The sequence below is a fragment of the Rhodanobacter sp. K2T2 genome (assembly GCF_013408815.1).
Lineage (GTDB): Bacteria > Pseudomonadota > Gammaproteobacteria > Xanthomonadales > Rhodanobacteraceae > Rhodanobacter.
In genome coordinates, this window is sequence record NZ_JACCCA010000010.1 from 154,168 (window position 1) to 167,634 (window position 13,467).

At 63.1% G+C, this 13,467-nt stretch carries 13 protein-coding genes; 9 read left to right on the forward strand and 4 right to left on the reverse strand.

What is annotated here, in order from left to right:
• Positions 1 to 18: 18 nt before the first annotated feature.
• The gene (locus HDE78_RS16290; protein ID WP_179481393.1) at positions 19 to 819 is read right to left on the reverse strand and encodes a transporter; all 801 of its coding nucleotides are present in this window, start codon (positions 817 to 819) and stop codon (positions 19 to 21) included.
• A 275-nt stretch (positions 820 to 1,094) separates the two neighbouring features.
• On the opposite strand from HDE78_RS16290, the gene HDE78_RS16295 reads away from it, so the two are divergent.
• On the forward strand, positions 1,095 to 1,799 hold the full coding sequence (locus tag HDE78_RS16295; protein ID WP_179481395.1) for a hypothetical protein: 705 nt from the start codon (positions 1,095 to 1,097) through the stop codon (positions 1,797 to 1,799).
• Positions 1,800 to 2,237: 438 nt separating this feature from the next.
• Here HDE78_RS16295 and HDE78_RS16300 read toward each other — a convergent pair whose 3' ends face one another.
• Complete coding sequence (locus HDE78_RS16300; RefSeq protein ID WP_218862437.1) at positions 2,238 to 2,843, reverse strand: hypothetical protein; 606 nt, start codon at positions 2,841 to 2,843, stop codon at positions 2,238 to 2,240.
• 60 nt (positions 2,844 to 2,903) lie between these two features.
• Positions 2,904 to 3,455, reverse strand: a complete 552-nt coding sequence (locus tag HDE78_RS16305; protein ID WP_255457863.1) for a GFA family protein — start codon at positions 3,453 to 3,455, stop codon at positions 2,904 to 2,906.
• A 116-nt stretch (positions 3,456 to 3,571) separates the two neighbouring features.
• Here HDE78_RS16305 and HDE78_RS16310 point away from each other — a divergent pair, with 116 nt between their 5' ends.
• From HDE78_RS16310 to HDE78_RS16335, 6 genes are all read left to right on the forward strand, one after another.
• On the forward strand, positions 3,572 to 5,212 hold the full coding sequence (locus tag HDE78_RS16310) for a histidine kinase famiy protein (RefSeq protein WP_304624665.1): 1,641 nt from the start codon (positions 3,572 to 3,574) through the stop codon (positions 5,210 to 5,212).
• A 224-nt stretch (positions 5,213 to 5,436) separates the two neighbouring features.
• Positions 5,437 to 6,213 carry a TIGR00266 family protein gene (locus tag HDE78_RS16315; RefSeq protein WP_179481397.1) on the forward strand — a complete coding sequence of 259 codons (777 nt, stop codon included), beginning with the start codon at positions 5,437 to 5,439 and terminating at the stop codon, positions 6,211 to 6,213.
• Positions 6,214 to 6,368: 155 nt separating this feature from the next.
• Positions 6,369 to 7,199, forward strand: coding sequence for an AraC family transcriptional regulator (locus HDE78_RS16320; RefSeq protein ID WP_179481399.1), 831 nt, complete (start codon positions 6,369 to 6,371; stop codon positions 7,197 to 7,199).
• Between the two features lie 25 nt (positions 7,200 to 7,224).
• Positions 7,225 to 8,298 (forward strand): alpha/beta fold hydrolase, encoded by a 1,074-nt coding sequence (locus HDE78_RS16325; protein ID WP_255457864.1) that lies wholly within the window; start codon positions 7,225 to 7,227, stop codon positions 8,296 to 8,298.
• Between the two features lie 209 nt (positions 8,299 to 8,507).
• Positions 8,508 to 8,957, forward strand: a complete 450-nt coding sequence (locus HDE78_RS16330; RefSeq protein WP_179481403.1) for a lysozyme inhibitor LprI family protein — start codon at positions 8,508 to 8,510, stop codon at positions 8,955 to 8,957.
• A 27-nt stretch (positions 8,958 to 8,984) separates the two neighbouring features.
• The gene (locus HDE78_RS16335; protein WP_179481405.1) at positions 8,985 to 10,502 is read left to right on the forward strand and encodes a peptidoglycan-binding domain-containing protein; all 1,518 of its coding nucleotides are present in this window, start codon (positions 8,985 to 8,987) and stop codon (positions 10,500 to 10,502) included.
• 12 nt (positions 10,503 to 10,514) lie between these two features.
• Here the strand turns inward: HDE78_RS16335 and HDE78_RS16340 are convergent, their stop codons facing one another.
• Positions 10,515 to 11,261 carry an SDR family oxidoreductase gene (locus HDE78_RS16340; protein ID WP_179481407.1) on the reverse strand — a complete coding sequence of 249 codons (747 nt, stop codon included), beginning with the start codon at positions 11,259 to 11,261 and terminating at the stop codon, positions 10,515 to 10,517.
• A 102-nt stretch (positions 11,262 to 11,363) separates the two neighbouring features.
• Between HDE78_RS16340 and HDE78_RS16345 the strand changes: the two genes are divergently transcribed.
• Together HDE78_RS16345 and bla are read left to right on the forward strand one after the other, a co-directional pair.
• Positions 11,364 to 12,311 (forward strand): AraC family transcriptional regulator, encoded by a 948-nt coding sequence (locus HDE78_RS16345; RefSeq protein ID WP_179481409.1) that lies wholly within the window; start codon positions 11,364 to 11,366, stop codon positions 12,309 to 12,311.
• 113 nt (positions 12,312 to 12,424) lie between these two features.
• On the forward strand, positions 12,425 to 13,348 hold the full coding sequence (gene bla, locus HDE78_RS16350; protein WP_179481411.1) for a subclass B3 metallo-beta-lactamase: 924 nt from the start codon (positions 12,425 to 12,427) through the stop codon (positions 13,346 to 13,348).
• Positions 13,349 to 13,467: the final 119 nt, after the last annotated feature.

The window sequence follows — 13,467 nt, forward strand, 5'->3', positions numbered from 1 at the left end:
CGCGCGCTACCACCAGCGCTAGAACCGATGCGACAGCCCAAGGTAAATCTGGCTATCCGGCGTGCTGCGGTTGAGGCCGAAATTGGCACCGGCGTCCAGCTGCAGTGTCGGGTTCACCAGAAAAATCAGCGCCGCGTCGGCCGATCGCTGGCGGATGGTGCCGGCCGGGTCGCGATTGTCCTGTGCCCATAGCTCGACAGCGAGGCTCAATCGACTGGTTAGCGGATGCGCCACGTTGACCAGGCCGGTCACGGCAGCATGATGGCCGTGACCATCGCTATCGGCCAGCAGATCGAGCTCCGGTCCCAACGTCAGTGAAAAACCTCGCGGCAATGCAACGCCGATCGGCGCCACCAGGCCGCCCTCCCAACGATCGTTGCCCAGATCGTGCGATGCGGTAGGCGCCTTGATAAAGGGAATCAGCGACATGCTGACCGTGTCGTCGCTGAACAACCGCGACTTCAGCCGCACGTAGACATCGCCGGCACCGGAAACGCTGCGGTTCCGACCATCGTCCTTGGTACGCACGCGGATGGCTGGCGCCCAGTTGATCTCAATGTCCTGATGATCGTTTAAGCCATATTTGAAATAGGGATTGAGGTAATAGAGGGTATCGGTGCTCACACCACCATGCTGATCGTGCGTGGTGTTGCCGATATCGGTTTCCAGCTGCCAGCTGCCCTGCGGTACGGTGCAGGTCGCGTTGGCCTTGGTCGGACGGTCGGTGCAAATGGGCGTGGTGTCGGCGCTTTGGGCGTGGACGATAGGGGTACTCTGAAGGAACAGTGCCGCTGTAAGGATAAAAAGGGGTTTTTTCATCAGCGATCCAGCGTGGCGCCGAACGTGGCGGACAAATGCCCGATCCATCTCGGCGCGGTGGGTGTCGCAAGAAATTACAGGCAGGTGCGTAAAAGGAGCACATCCTTTGCGGGGATTCCCGTAAAAAGTTCGTCATTCCGGCGCAAGTAATTGGACGTCAAAACCGGGGAACCCTTTCGCGTGACTCGGCTGGCATAGCTGGCGTTTGCGCATACGCTGCGAACGACAAATATCTGAACTACTATTTCTCAAACCGGGGTAGCCAGGGGAATGTCATGCTGAACGTCGTTTCGGGGCGGAGACGGGATCACGTTTTTTTCGGGGCGATGGCGCTGGCTGTTGCTGCAGCCGTCTATATCGGGTTTGAGAACAGCTATTTTCGGGCCGGGCTGATTTTTGCTCATCTGCCGAGCGTAATGGTGCATATACACGGCGCACTGTTCGTCGGCTGGGTGCTGCTGCTCGCCGTGCAAATCACGCTGGTTGCCAGCGGACACACGCGCTGGCATCGCCAACTCGGCGTGCTTGGTGCTGTGATGGCGCCGCTGATGGTGATTGCCGGCTTTGCGACTCTGGTATTGGCGCTTCGTCGCAACGCGGTGCCACGCATACCACCGTCGGTGTTTTTCGCCGGCGATCTGTTACAGCTGATTGCCTTCGCCATTCTGGTGACATGGGCCCTGCGCAAGCGCAAGGAACCGGCAGCGCACAAGCGGCTAATGCTGTTTGCCACCATCGCAATACTGGCGCCTGCGGTCGATCGCTGGCCGTTCGCCTTTATGAACTCGATCCTGATGACCACGGCAGTTCTCACCGCCTTTCCGCTCGCCCTCGCCGCTTACGATCTGGCAACGACACGCCGCGTCCATTGGGCCACGCGGTGGGGCCTGGCACTGTACGTGCTGATGATTGTCGGAATCTTCGTGCTGCCGGCATTGCCGCCGTGGCAGGCATTGACCTCATGGGTCGTGGGTGCCTGAGGCATAGCGCAGATAACAGACGCTAGCTGAGATATGGAAAGCGGCCATGGGCCCGGACAGAAAAGCAGCGATAGCAGCTAGTGCCTGACCCGCGCCATCCAGTCGACCCATCGAGCCGGCGAACCCGTCCGGCACTCCTTCCCACAGATCGACGCTGCGGCGAGCCGGAGGTCGGTCCGTCACGAAACCAAATGGCATGAAGCCTACGAATATCGTTTAGCGTCTTTTCTCGCGTGGCTTCGTCCTGCCTGCTCAATCCGGAGCGATCGATGCCGATCTCCGACACTTTTTCGGCGAGTACCGGACTGGGCGGCAACAAAGGAGCCACGAGCATGCACAGAACGATCGGGATGCCGCTTCGTTTCGTTTCAAACGTAGAGTGAAATCCTATAGAAGCCTAAAAACGGCTCACTGAGGAAACGCGCGCTCCGACCGTTCTCACTGCCTGCACTGCCGCAGCTGCGCACCGTACGCTCGCGCCAGGTTGTCGACGACGTCGGCAGTCTGCAGCAGGTGGGCATCGTGCTTCCACTGGCCGCTGCGATAACCGCCGATACCCTCATGATAAGCAAGGTAGAGATTCTTCGGATCCCACTTCGAGATGGCCAGCTCACGATGGATGCGGTCGGTGTACCAGCCGAGGAAATCGAGCGAGTTGTTCATGTTTTTGCGGCTCTTGAACCAGCCGCTGTTTTCCCTCCGATACTCCTTCCATACCGGATCCTGCGCCTGCGCATAACCATAGGCGCTGGACCGGCGCGGTAGCGGAATAAAAAGAAAGTGCGGCCGATCCGGGCGCGCCTTGCCGCGGAAATCGGATTCCCGCTGGACAAAGGCCATCAGCACATTCACCGGCGTGCCCCACCGCTTCTGTGCTGCGAGAGCATCGCGATACCAGCTCGGGTACTGATCGAAAACCTGGCAAATACTCTGGCTGTTGCGCGGCGGCGCCGTGGTGGCGCACCCGCTCAAGGCCAGCAGGCCAAGCGCAAAAAAGGCGATGCCGAGTCGTCCAATCATGGTGGAACGGCGTGTGTTGATCATGCGCGCAGATTAGCAGCCGGTAACGCGCGCCGAGATGCACGCATGGCGGAATCGCTTGCGCTAGAACCAATAGTCACCGACACAGCGACCATCGCGCGGCAGGGGCTCGAACGTGTCCAGCCCGTCGAGGTGCTCGATGGGAATGGGCGCCACCGATGCGAGCTCGGCCATGCGCAGATTGACACCGATCCGACGCTGCCCCGTCGCGTCCGTCTCGCGACCGCGCCAGTAGGCCACGCCGCCGCACACCGCGCAGAAATGAAACTCGATCCCGCCGCCGCGCCAGTAAGCCCGCGTGTTCCCCGAGATTCGCACGCCGTCGTTCTCGTGACCGTAAGCCCAGAGCACGCCGTAACGGCGGCAGACCGTGCAATTGCACGCCGTGGCGCTGTCGGGCGTGTGGTCGAGATGCCATCGCACCGAACCGCAGTGGCAGGAACCGTCGATCGTCGCTAGCTCCATCGAACAACTCCTTTGATTGAGGCCCATCGGCTTGCTGGTGCCGTTCGAAGGGCGGCCAGCGGTTTTTCCTGCAGGCACGTTTTCTTCACCGAGCTTAACGGGAAGGGGGTGGAAACATCCACGCCGCGTGACGCCCGCCTTGTGCGGCATGGATGGTGTCGAAATATCGGGTGCAAACGGTTAGAGGCGATCTCTCGCCGGCGAGCCTTGCCTTGCCGCACAGGTCAACTCTTTTCAAATCGACGAATCAAAGCCAGAGCCCATCCATGATCGAATCGACCGACGTCAAGCCACCCGATTTCCCGGAGCCCACCTCGCCCGCCGCTGCCATTTCCTACACCGGCATGGATCATCCGGGTGAGGACATGTTTTTCGCCGCGGTCGAAATCACCCGGATGCCGATGACGGTGACCGATCCGCACCGGCCGGACAACCCGATCATCTTCGCCAACAAGGCGTTTTTGCGTATGACCGGCTACACGGTGGATGAAATCGTCGGGCAGAACTGTCGCTTTCTGCAAGGCAAGGATACCGATGCCGAAGTTGTCGCGGGCATTCGCGCCGCGGTGCAACAGCGGCGCGAATACGCCACCGAAATTCTCAACTATCGCAAGGACGGCTCTACCTTCTGGAACGCGCTGTTCATTTCGCCGGTCTACGACAAGCAGGGCAACCTGGTTTATTTCTTCGCTTCGCAGCTCGACGTCAGCCGCCGCCGCGATGCCGAAGATGCCCTGCGCCAGTCGCAGAAAATGGAGGCGCTGGGCCAGCTCACCGGCGGCATTGCGCACGATTTCAACAATATTCTGCAGGTGTTGACCGGCTTTCTCGAGGGCATTGGGCACGGTATCGACCGACCCGACGTCGACCAGCCGAAACTGCATCGCCAGATAGATATCTGCCAAAAAGCGGTGGAGCGCGCCGGCACGCTGACCAAGCAGCTGCTGGCTTTCGCGCGCAAGCAGCAGCTCGAGGGACGCATGGTCAACGTCAATCACTTGATCGAGAACATGCACGAGATGATGTCGCGTGCACTCGGTGAATCGGCCGAGCTTGAGCTGGATCTGGCGCCCGACCTGTTGAACGCGCGCATCGACTCGACGCAGTGCGAAGTGGCCATGCTCAACATCGTCATCAATGCACGCGATGCGATGGCCGGCCTTGACGATCAGCTGATACGCATCAAGACGGAAAACGTCAGCGTCGTCCACGGCAACAAATATGAAAGTATCGATCTGAAACCCGGCAAATACGTCGTCATTTCCCTATCGGACAACGGTGCCGGCATGCCGCCGGAAATCAAAAAGCGCGTCATGGATCCTTTTTTCACCACGAAGGAAGAAGGCAAAGGCACCGGCCTCGGGCTGTCGATGGTGTACGGCTTCGTGCGCCAGTCCGGCGGTACGGTGCTGATCGACTCCGAGGAAAACGTCGGAACCTCCGTGCGCCTGTTCTTTCCCGCCAGCGAAGCGCTGGAGCACTCGCCGGCGGCCGTGTTGAAAGAAAAGGTCGTGCCGCACAGCGGTCGCGAACATGTCCTTGTCGTGGAGGATCGCGAAGACGTGGCCGTGTTGGCCAGAGATATCCTGGAGGAGTACGGCTACCGCGTAACGGTCGCCAACAATGCGACCGACGCGTTGCACGCCATCGATGCGAACCCGCACTACGATCTGCTCTTCACCGACCTGATCATGCCCGGCGGCATGAACGGCGTGATGCTCGCACGCAAGGCCTGCCAGCGCCTGCCCCGTCTCAAGGTGCTGTTGACCACCGGCTACGCCGACTCGTCCATCGAGCGTACCGATACGCGCGGCAGCGAGTTCGACGTCATCCACAAGCCTTACGGCCGCGCCGAGTTGGCGCGCAAGGTGAAAATCGTCTTGAGCGGTCACACCGGCGTCAGTTAGCCAGCAGCATCAAAAACAGTGCGCCGATGACGTCTGCACCACCGTCAGGTGCGTAAGCGGTTCGCACAGCGGCAAGTGGCGCAAGCGTTCTCTCGAGACCCAAGCGAATGACGGCGACCAGAAGAGGCAGCAGCGGCGTACTATCCGCTAGCCATTGCCGAATTGCCGGTGGTCGCCCGACGCCAGGGGCAACCGGTCAACGCCAACTATCAGGAGGACGCCTCATGCAGACCCGTATCCAAGGCACAGTCATGCCCGTGCTGGAAGTGCAGCTCGATCCCAACGACAGCGTGTTCGCCGAGAGCGGCGAGCTGTCGTGGATGACCGCATCGATCCAGATGACCACGCACACCCAGATGGGCGGCGGCGGTGGGCTGATGGGCATGTTCAAGCGCGCGGTCGGCGGTGGTAGTTTCTTCATGACCGAATACCGCGCCGTGCAGCGGCCCGGCGAGGTCGCGTTCGCCACCAAGGTGCCAGGACATATCGTGCCGGTACCGGTAAGCCCGTCCAACGAATATCTGGTACACCGGCACGGCTTTCTCTGCGCCACGCCGCAGGTCACCCTCGGCGTGGGCTTTCAGCAGTCGCTGGGTGCCGGCATCTTCGGCGGCGATGGCTTTCTGCTGCAGAAGATCGGCGGCAACGGGACCGCGTGGCTGGAGCTTTCCGGTGAGCTGATCCAGAAAAATCTGGCGCCTGGCGAAACCTTGCGCGTGCATCCGGGCCATGTCGGTGCGTTTCAGGCGTCGGTCGGTTTTCAGATCACCACGGTGCCCGGTATCAAGAACGCGATCTTCGGCGGCGACGGCATTTTTCTCGCGGCGCTCACCGGCCCCGGCACCGTCTGGTTGCAGACCCTGCCGATCTCCCGCCTCGCGCACCAGATCGCCGAATATCTGCCCAGCAGCGGTGGCGGCGGACGGGCGGCATCGGTGGGTATCGGCGGTGGCCTGCTTGGCGGCATTGTCGGCTCGATGCTCAACGGCAACGACAACTGAGCGGTTGTAAACACAGGCTGCATTACCAGGACCCCGACCGGGAGCAACCCTTACAAATCATTCTCGACGCCTTTTCTCCAGGCGCAAGAACGATCAAACGCGCCGCCCTCGCCTGCCATTAATCTGCACCGGTCGATTCCACCACCGGGTCTGAGATGGCGGCTGCCGAAAAAGCGCTCTGGTTTATCGAAAGCCATTACAGCGAGGATCTTTCGCTTGGCGTTATCGCCGACGTAGCCGGCGTCTCGCCGTTTCATTTGGCGCGGCTGTTTCAGACGATGACCGGCTGCTCGGTGATGCGCTACCTGCGCGCGCGCCGGCTGAGCGAGGCCGCGCACAGGCTGGCCGGTGGTGCGCCTGATATTTTGGAGGTAGCGCTCACCAGCGGCTACGGCTCGCATGAAGCGTTCACGCGAGCCTTCGGCGAGCAGTTCGGCCTGAGTCCGGCGAGCGTGCGCGAGCGCGGTTCGGTAGCCGAGCTTGCGCTGGTCGAACCCTGGCGCAGCACGGACGGCCCGAACGTCGTGCTGGATCGGCCGCGGCTGGCGCGCGACGGCATTCGCCTGATCGCCGGCCTGGGCTGCCGCTACACCTCGGATACTACGCAGGGCATTCCGGCGCAGTGGCAAAGGCTGTCGCTGCACCACGCGGCGACGCTGCCGACGAAAGGCATCGCGTTCGGCGTTTTCTGCAACAGCGACGACGAGGGCAGCTTCGAATACATCGCCGGTGTCGACGTACCGAGCTTTAGCGGTCTCGACCCCGCGTTGAGCACCTTGCGACTACCGGCGCGCGAGTATGTCGTGGCCACGCATCGCGGCCATATTTCCGACATCCGCCGTACCTGGCAAGCCTTCGTCGGCGACTGGCTGCCGCGCTCGGGCCTTCGCGCCGCCGACGCGCCCGATTTCGAGAAATACAGCGCGGACTTCGACGATGCCACCGGCATCGGCGATGTCGAGATCTGGCTGCCCCTGCAAGCATGAACCCATCAGCATCGACGAGGACCGCATGACCGCCCGTACCCTTTTGATCGCCTTGGCTGCCGCGTGGCTAGGCGTTTGCACCACGGCACGCGCGAGCGCCGTCGGCGAAATCCATCGTGTGGCACACCTACCAAGCGCCGCGCTTCGCGATGCGCAGCACAGCGAAGCGCTGCGCATTACCGCGTGGTATCCCGCCGTCGACGGCGTGCGCGAAACACCGCTGCCGATCGGCCCACCGGATCAACCCCTGTTCGACGCCGGCAGTGCCGCTGCCGACGCGCCGTTTGCGTCGGGCCGGCACCCGGTGATCCTGCTCTCGCACGGCTTCGGCGGCAGCGCGCGGATGATGGCCTGGTTCGGTACGGCGCTGGCGCGCGCCGGCAACGTCGTCATCGCGGTGGATCATCCAGGCAATAACGGTCGCGACTCGATGACCATCGCCGGCAGCGTGCTGATATGGGAGCGCGCGGTCGATCTGCGCATGGCGCTCGATACCGTCATCGCCGACAAGCAGATCAAACCGCATCTGGATACACAGCGACTCGGCGTGGCCGGCTTTTCGCTGGGTGGCTTCACCGCCTTGGTGAGCGCGGGCGCACGGGTCGACCTCGACCACATCGTCCAGTTCTGCCGCTCGCACGCCACCGACGCGACATGCATGCCGCAGGCCGAGGCGCCCGATCAAACCATGGCGGCGCGCGAGCTCGCGCTGAAGACGCCACCGCTGGCGGCGCTGGCAAAGCATGCTGGCGACGACTATGCGATACCCGGCGTTCGTGCCGTGTTCGTCATGGCGCCCGGCGCCATCGAAGCGATCGCCCCGTCCAGCCTGCATGCGCTGGACACACCGATCGGCATTCTGCTCGGCGATGCCGATCCGGTGGCGCCGCCGGCCAGCAATGGCAGGCTGGCCGCAACGTTGCTGCCGCACGCCACCCTGAAAGTGCTGCCTGGCGTGGGCCACTACGATTTTCTGGCCGACTGCACCGCGCTGGGCGTGGAGCACGAGCCGCTCTGCAAGCAGTTTCACGTACCCCAGTCGACCACTCACGCGATGGCGATCGCCACCGCGCAAGCGTTCTTTGCCGATCATCTTTAGCCGCCCAGCGAGATAAGCCCGCCAGCGTGAAGCTGCAGACAAACCGGCATCGAGCGTTTCGTGTACCCGTCATGCGCGCTTTTCGGCATGGCCTGCGGCCGGGGTAACACCGCGTCAGACCAGCGTTTGTCGTCGTCTGAAACCGTTGACATGCCAATTTCATCCATGGCGTTTTATGCTGTGCATCGGCGCAACCCGGGAGAAACACCATGTCCTCAAGGAAACCTTTCGCTCTGGCTCTGACTTTATTGATGGGCTGCGGGCCGCTTGCCGCGTTTGCCGCCGCGCCGTCCGGCAACGACGATCCCGGCCTCACGCATCTCAAGGGCATGTCGCCCGCCTATATTTCCTGCCAGACGTCGGCCGGCGACAATGCGCTCGCCAGCGACGCGTGCATGAGCAGCGAAATGAAGGTGCAGGATGCTCGCCTCAACAAAACGTACAAGGCCCTGCTCGGCGCCCTGAAACCGGACGCCAAAGCGGCACTGATCGACGCCGAACGTACCTGGGTGCAGTCCACCGCCAAGGATGAAGCGTTCGAGTCCAAACTTTACGGCGACTCGCAGGCAGAGAACGCGCAGCAGCTGGAAAACAAGCTGGCCCGACTCTGCGCCCGAGCCAATGCACTGGATAGTTACCTTACGCTGGCCCAGCTCTGACCCAATTACGCTGCCTGGAGGCATGCCATGACGGATCGCATCGACACCCGCAATATCGATTCCACCGCCGGCGCGGTGTATTTCGTGGTCGGCCGAGGCACGGAGGGCGGCCCCTCGGACTCCTATCGATTGTCCGTTGCCGGCGTTCGAAACGCCGACTGGGGCGACGTGAGCGCTGTGGCATCCAACAGCGGTTACAGCATAGGCACGATTCAAGTCGACCTCGGCCAGCAGGGACTGCGGCCGCTGGGCTCAGCCAGCGACCGCCCGTTGAAGCCGGGCGAGAAAACCTATGTCGATGCCATCATCGAACAGAGCTCGGCCTATGCAAAAACGCACAACTTGCCCTACACCGGCGATCTGACCGCACTGCGCAAGGATCTGCTCTCGCACGGCGACGGTCAGGGGCAACATTCGTCGATCCACTTCATCGACACCCACACGCGCGACAGCATCAACCAATGGGCGTCGTCCAGCGACGGCAAGCAGTGGATCCATCAAAACGTCGATTATCCGCAGATCAAGAGCATCACCGCGGACGCCACCGCCATCGTCGACAAGTACGGCAAGAACATCCCGGAGGATCGGCGCTTCGAGACGATCTGCATCCTGGCCAAAACGGAAAACCAGATACCCGGCAAGATCGCCGGCTTCGAAAAAGTCCTCAAAGACGGCGGCAACTACGACGACGTGCTCAAGCATGCCGACGCCCTGCGCTCCGCCGTGCGGTTCTACGACGGCCCCAAGGCGGCCACCATCGCCGAGGCCTACGACAACGCCTATGGGCAACCGGGGAACAAGGAGGCGCTGGATCGGGCCAACCGCAAAGTGAGCAGCGCGACCTACGATCCGTCCAGCGAAAAAACCGATCCGGATATCCAGGCCGCCTTGAAAGCCATCGGTCAGTCGGCACCCACACGCGCACACCACGATAGCGGCGCACTGCACTCGGGAAGTCACGGCAAGGCCGTCGGCACGCTGCAGAGCGAACTCGCCGCGCTCGGCTACACCGACACCAAGGGGCATGCGCTGAAAGCCGATGGCGATTTCGGGCCCGGCACGAAAGCGGCACTGGAAGCGTTTCAGCGCGATCACCATCTCACCGTCGATGGCGTCGCCGGACCCAAGACGCTCGCCGCCATCCACCAGCAGGCGAAGTCCGGCAAAACGACCAGCCTCGAAGAGACCTCGCATCCCGACCATGCGCTGTACGTGCAGGCGCAAAAGGCCGTATACGAACTCGATGCGCGCATGGGACGAAAGCCCGACCAGCACAGCGACAACCTTGCCGCCGCGCTCACCGTGGCGGCGAAACGCGAAGGCGTGACGCGAATCGATCAGGTCGTGCTCAACGAGGACGGCTCGCGCGCCTACGCCGTGCAGAACGATGCGCACAAGCACTACGCGCAGGTGCAGACGGCGCAAGCCGTCCACACGCCGGTGGCGCAAAGCAGTCAGGCGCTGCAGACGGCCGACAAAGCACCGACCCAGCCAGTCGTGCAACAGTCGTCGCCACAGCAGGCCGCGCCGTCCATCGGCATGTAGCCGTCCGTCACCTCAGCCGCCGTTGGCCCAGGCCACGGCATCCTCGCCTGCGGGAATGCGCAGTGGCGTCGATGGGTCGGTCGCGGCGCGCCACACGGCTTCGGCCACGTCGGACGAGTACGTGACCGGGCCAGATTCGTCGCGCATGCGGGCGAGAACGCTGGCTGCCAAATCCGCGTAGGCCTCGTGGTCCATGCCGTGCAGGCGGGTGCTGGCGTTGTCGCCGAAGCGGGTTTCGGGCGCTCGTCCCGGCAGCACCAGCCGCACGCGCACGCCGAACGGCTCGACCTCCGCCGCCAGCGATGCAGTGAAGGCGTTCACGGCTGCCTTGCTGGCGCTGTAAATGCCTACCAGTGGCAGCGCCTTGAGCGTCACGCTGGACGTTACATTGACGATCACGCCAGCGCCGCGCTGACGGAACTGCGGAAGAAAGGCCTGCGTCATCGCCAGCGTGCCGAAGGTGTTGGTCTCGAACAGCTCGCGCGCGGTGGCCATCGGCGTGAGTTCGACCGGCGAGCCCGCACCAAAGCCGGCGTTGTTGACCAGCACATCGATCGGTCCTGCCACCTCGACGAGCTGCTGAATGCTCTGCGCATCGGTGATGTCAAGAGGCAGCACGCGCAGGCGTTCTGAGCGGGGCAGCACGTCGTCGCGCGGCGTGCGCATGGTGGCGATGACCTGCCAGTCGCGGTCGAGGAAATAGCGGGCAATCTCGACGCCGAAGCCGGACGAGCAGCCGGTTATAAGGACCGTGTTCATGGAGAAACTCCTGGGGTGATGCATGGGGGAACGTCACGATAGGCCGCTAACACCGTACTCACTACAATCATCAGTCCATGTTTCATCGTCAGGAGTCCGGACATGATCGATCCCCTCGCCGAGGTGGTCTCGCTGCTGCAGCCCGGTGCGCAGTACTCCAAAGTGGTGGTGGGCGCTGGCACCTGGCATATCCGCCATGCGGATGCGGGCCAGCCGTGGTACTTCGTGGTGCTTGAAGGCGCCTGCCGAGTCGAGGTCGACGGACGGCCCGCGCTGACGCTGCAGTCGGGCGACTTTCTGCTGCTGCCTGCCGCCTGGGGCGTCGCCATGTCCAGCCTGGAAACGCCGCCGGCCGGGCTCAACAGCCTGCCCGTGGCGCAGGGCCACGGTGTCTTTCGCATCGGCAACCAGGACGGTCCGGCCGATTTACGCATGCTGGTGGGCCACTGCAGCTTCGAGTCACCGGATGCCGATCTGCTCGTGGCGCTGCTGCCCCGGCTGGTGCATATCCGCGGCGAGCCGCGTCTGGCGACGCTGATGACGCTCGTCGGCGAAGAGTCGCGCGAGCAGCGGCCCGCGCGCGACGTGGTGCTGGCACGCCTGCTCGAGGTGCTGCTGATCGAAGCGCTGCGCTCGAACGCCGACACCGCGGCCTCGTCCGGCCTGGTGCGCGGCCTGGCCGACGATCGCCTCGCCCTGGCCATCCGCGCCATGCACGCGCAGCCCGATCGCAGCTGGACGGTGGCGCAGCTGGCCAGCGAAGCTGCGCTATCGCGCTCGGCGTTCTTCGAGCGCTTCAACCGCACCGTCGGCGTCGCCCCGATGGCCTACCTGCTCGCCTGGCGCATGGCCCTCGCCAAACATCTGCTGCGACAGAACGAGACCGGCGTCGCCGCCATCGCCGAACGCATCGGCTACAGCTCCGCCAGCACCTTCAGCGTCGCCTTCACTCGCCACGTCGGCAAGGCGCCGACGCATTACGCACGGGAACATGTCGGCGCGCCGACGCAGGATGACGAGCAGGCGCTGGGAATCGGCGTACGCGGCTGAACGTATCGATGGGCCATCGCAGCGACTCGTCGCCCGCAAAATGCCAGCGTTGCGCCCCAGGCGATTCACCAGAGCCAGGGATGCTGCAAGCTTCCATGAAAACGGAGTCGAACATGCGTACAGGGCTGGCAGCGATTCTGATTACCGCTTTGATCGCGCAGAGTGCGCATGCGAAGACGCCCTCGGTAGAGAAAGCGAGCACCGCGAGCGAGCGCTCATGCGCGAACGATCCGAGCTGGACGGCGGCGCAGACGCCGTTTCGCATCTATGGCAATACCTGGTTTATCGGGCCACGCGGTCTTGGCGTATTCCTCATCACCGCCCCGACGGGTGACGTTCTGATCGATGGCGGCGTGCCGCAGGACGCGACACTGATCGAAGCGAATATCCGAGCGCTGGGCATCGAGCTGCACGATATCCGATGGATACTCAACTCGCATGCGCATTGCGATCATGCCGGCGGCATCGCGCAGCTCGCGCGCGACACGGGTGCGCAGGTGGTCGCGGGTGCCGCCGATAGCGCGCTGCTGGCGCGGGGCGGGCACGACGACCCGGAATACGGGGATCGATTCGTGTTTCCACCGGTGCACGTGACGCGCAAGGTGACCGACGGTGAGCGTCTGCATCTGGGCGATCTGGTGCTGACGGCTCACGCCACGCCAGGGCATACCAAAGGCAATACGACCTGGACGTGGACATCCTGCGAGGGCGTACGCTGCCTGCGTATGGTCGATGTCGGCAGCCTATCGGCACCGGATTTCACACTGATCGGCAACGCGAAGTATCCCGATGCCGTCAAGGATTTTCGCGCCAGCTTTGCGATGATCGCCGCGCTGCCGTGCGACATCGCGCTCGCGCCGCATCCGGAGATGGTGGATTTCTGGGCGCGCGTGGCGAAGCGAGACCAAGGCGACGCAAACGCGCTGATCGACCCCACGCTGTGCCGCACCTACGCCAACGCCTCGCGCGAAAATTTTGAGGCACAGCTGGCGAAGGAGCGCGCCGATGCAGCGTCGGCGAAAAAAGCACGGCCGTAAGCGTTCGATCAGCAGCGAACGCTCGATATGGACAGCCACAGGAATAAAGCCTGTGCAAAGACTTTCCATGCCGCACCGAATCTCACCGTCACGGGTAAGTCCATTGCAGAAAAAAAGCG

Excerpts from the sequence above, each read along its gene's own strand:
- HDE78_RS16290 (WP_179481393.1), bottom strand. The coding sequence starts at position 819 with ATGAAAAAACCCCTTTTTATCCTTACAGCGGCACTGTTCCTTCAGAGT.
- HDE78_RS16295 (WP_179481395.1), top strand. The coding sequence starts at position 1,095 with ATGCTGAACGTCGTTTCGGGGCGGAGACGGGATCACGTTTTTTTCGGG.
- HDE78_RS16300 (WP_218862437.1), bottom strand. The coding sequence starts at position 2,843 with ATGATCAACACACGCCGTTCCACCATGATTGGACGACTCGGCATCGCC.
- HDE78_RS16305 (WP_255457863.1), bottom strand. The coding sequence starts at position 3,455 with ATGCCGCACAAGGCGGGCGTCACGCGGCGTGGATGTTTCCACCCCCTT.
- HDE78_RS16310 (WP_304624665.1), top strand. The coding sequence starts at position 3,572 with ATGATCGAATCGACCGACGTCAAGCCACCCGATTTCCCGGAGCCCACC.
- HDE78_RS16315 (WP_179481397.1), top strand. The coding sequence starts at position 5,437 with ATGCAGACCCGTATCCAAGGCACAGTCATGCCCGTGCTGGAAGTGCAG.
- HDE78_RS16320 (WP_179481399.1), top strand. The coding sequence starts at position 6,369 with ATGGCGGCTGCCGAAAAAGCGCTCTGGTTTATCGAAAGCCATTACAGC.
- HDE78_RS16325 (WP_255457864.1), top strand. The coding sequence starts at position 7,225 with ATGACCGCCCGTACCCTTTTGATCGCCTTGGCTGCCGCGTGGCTAGGC.
- HDE78_RS16330 (WP_179481403.1), top strand. The coding sequence starts at position 8,508 with ATGTCCTCAAGGAAACCTTTCGCTCTGGCTCTGACTTTATTGATGGGC.
- HDE78_RS16335 (WP_179481405.1), top strand. The coding sequence starts at position 8,985 with ATGACGGATCGCATCGACACCCGCAATATCGATTCCACCGCCGGCGCG.
- HDE78_RS16340 (WP_179481407.1), bottom strand. The coding sequence starts at position 11,261 with ATGAACACGGTCCTTATAACCGGCTGCTCGTCCGGCTTCGGCGTCGAG.
- HDE78_RS16345 (WP_179481409.1), top strand. The coding sequence starts at position 11,364 with ATGATCGATCCCCTCGCCGAGGTGGTCTCGCTGCTGCAGCCCGGTGCG.
- bla (WP_179481411.1), top strand. The coding sequence starts at position 12,425 with ATGCGTACAGGGCTGGCAGCGATTCTGATTACCGCTTTGATCGCGCAG.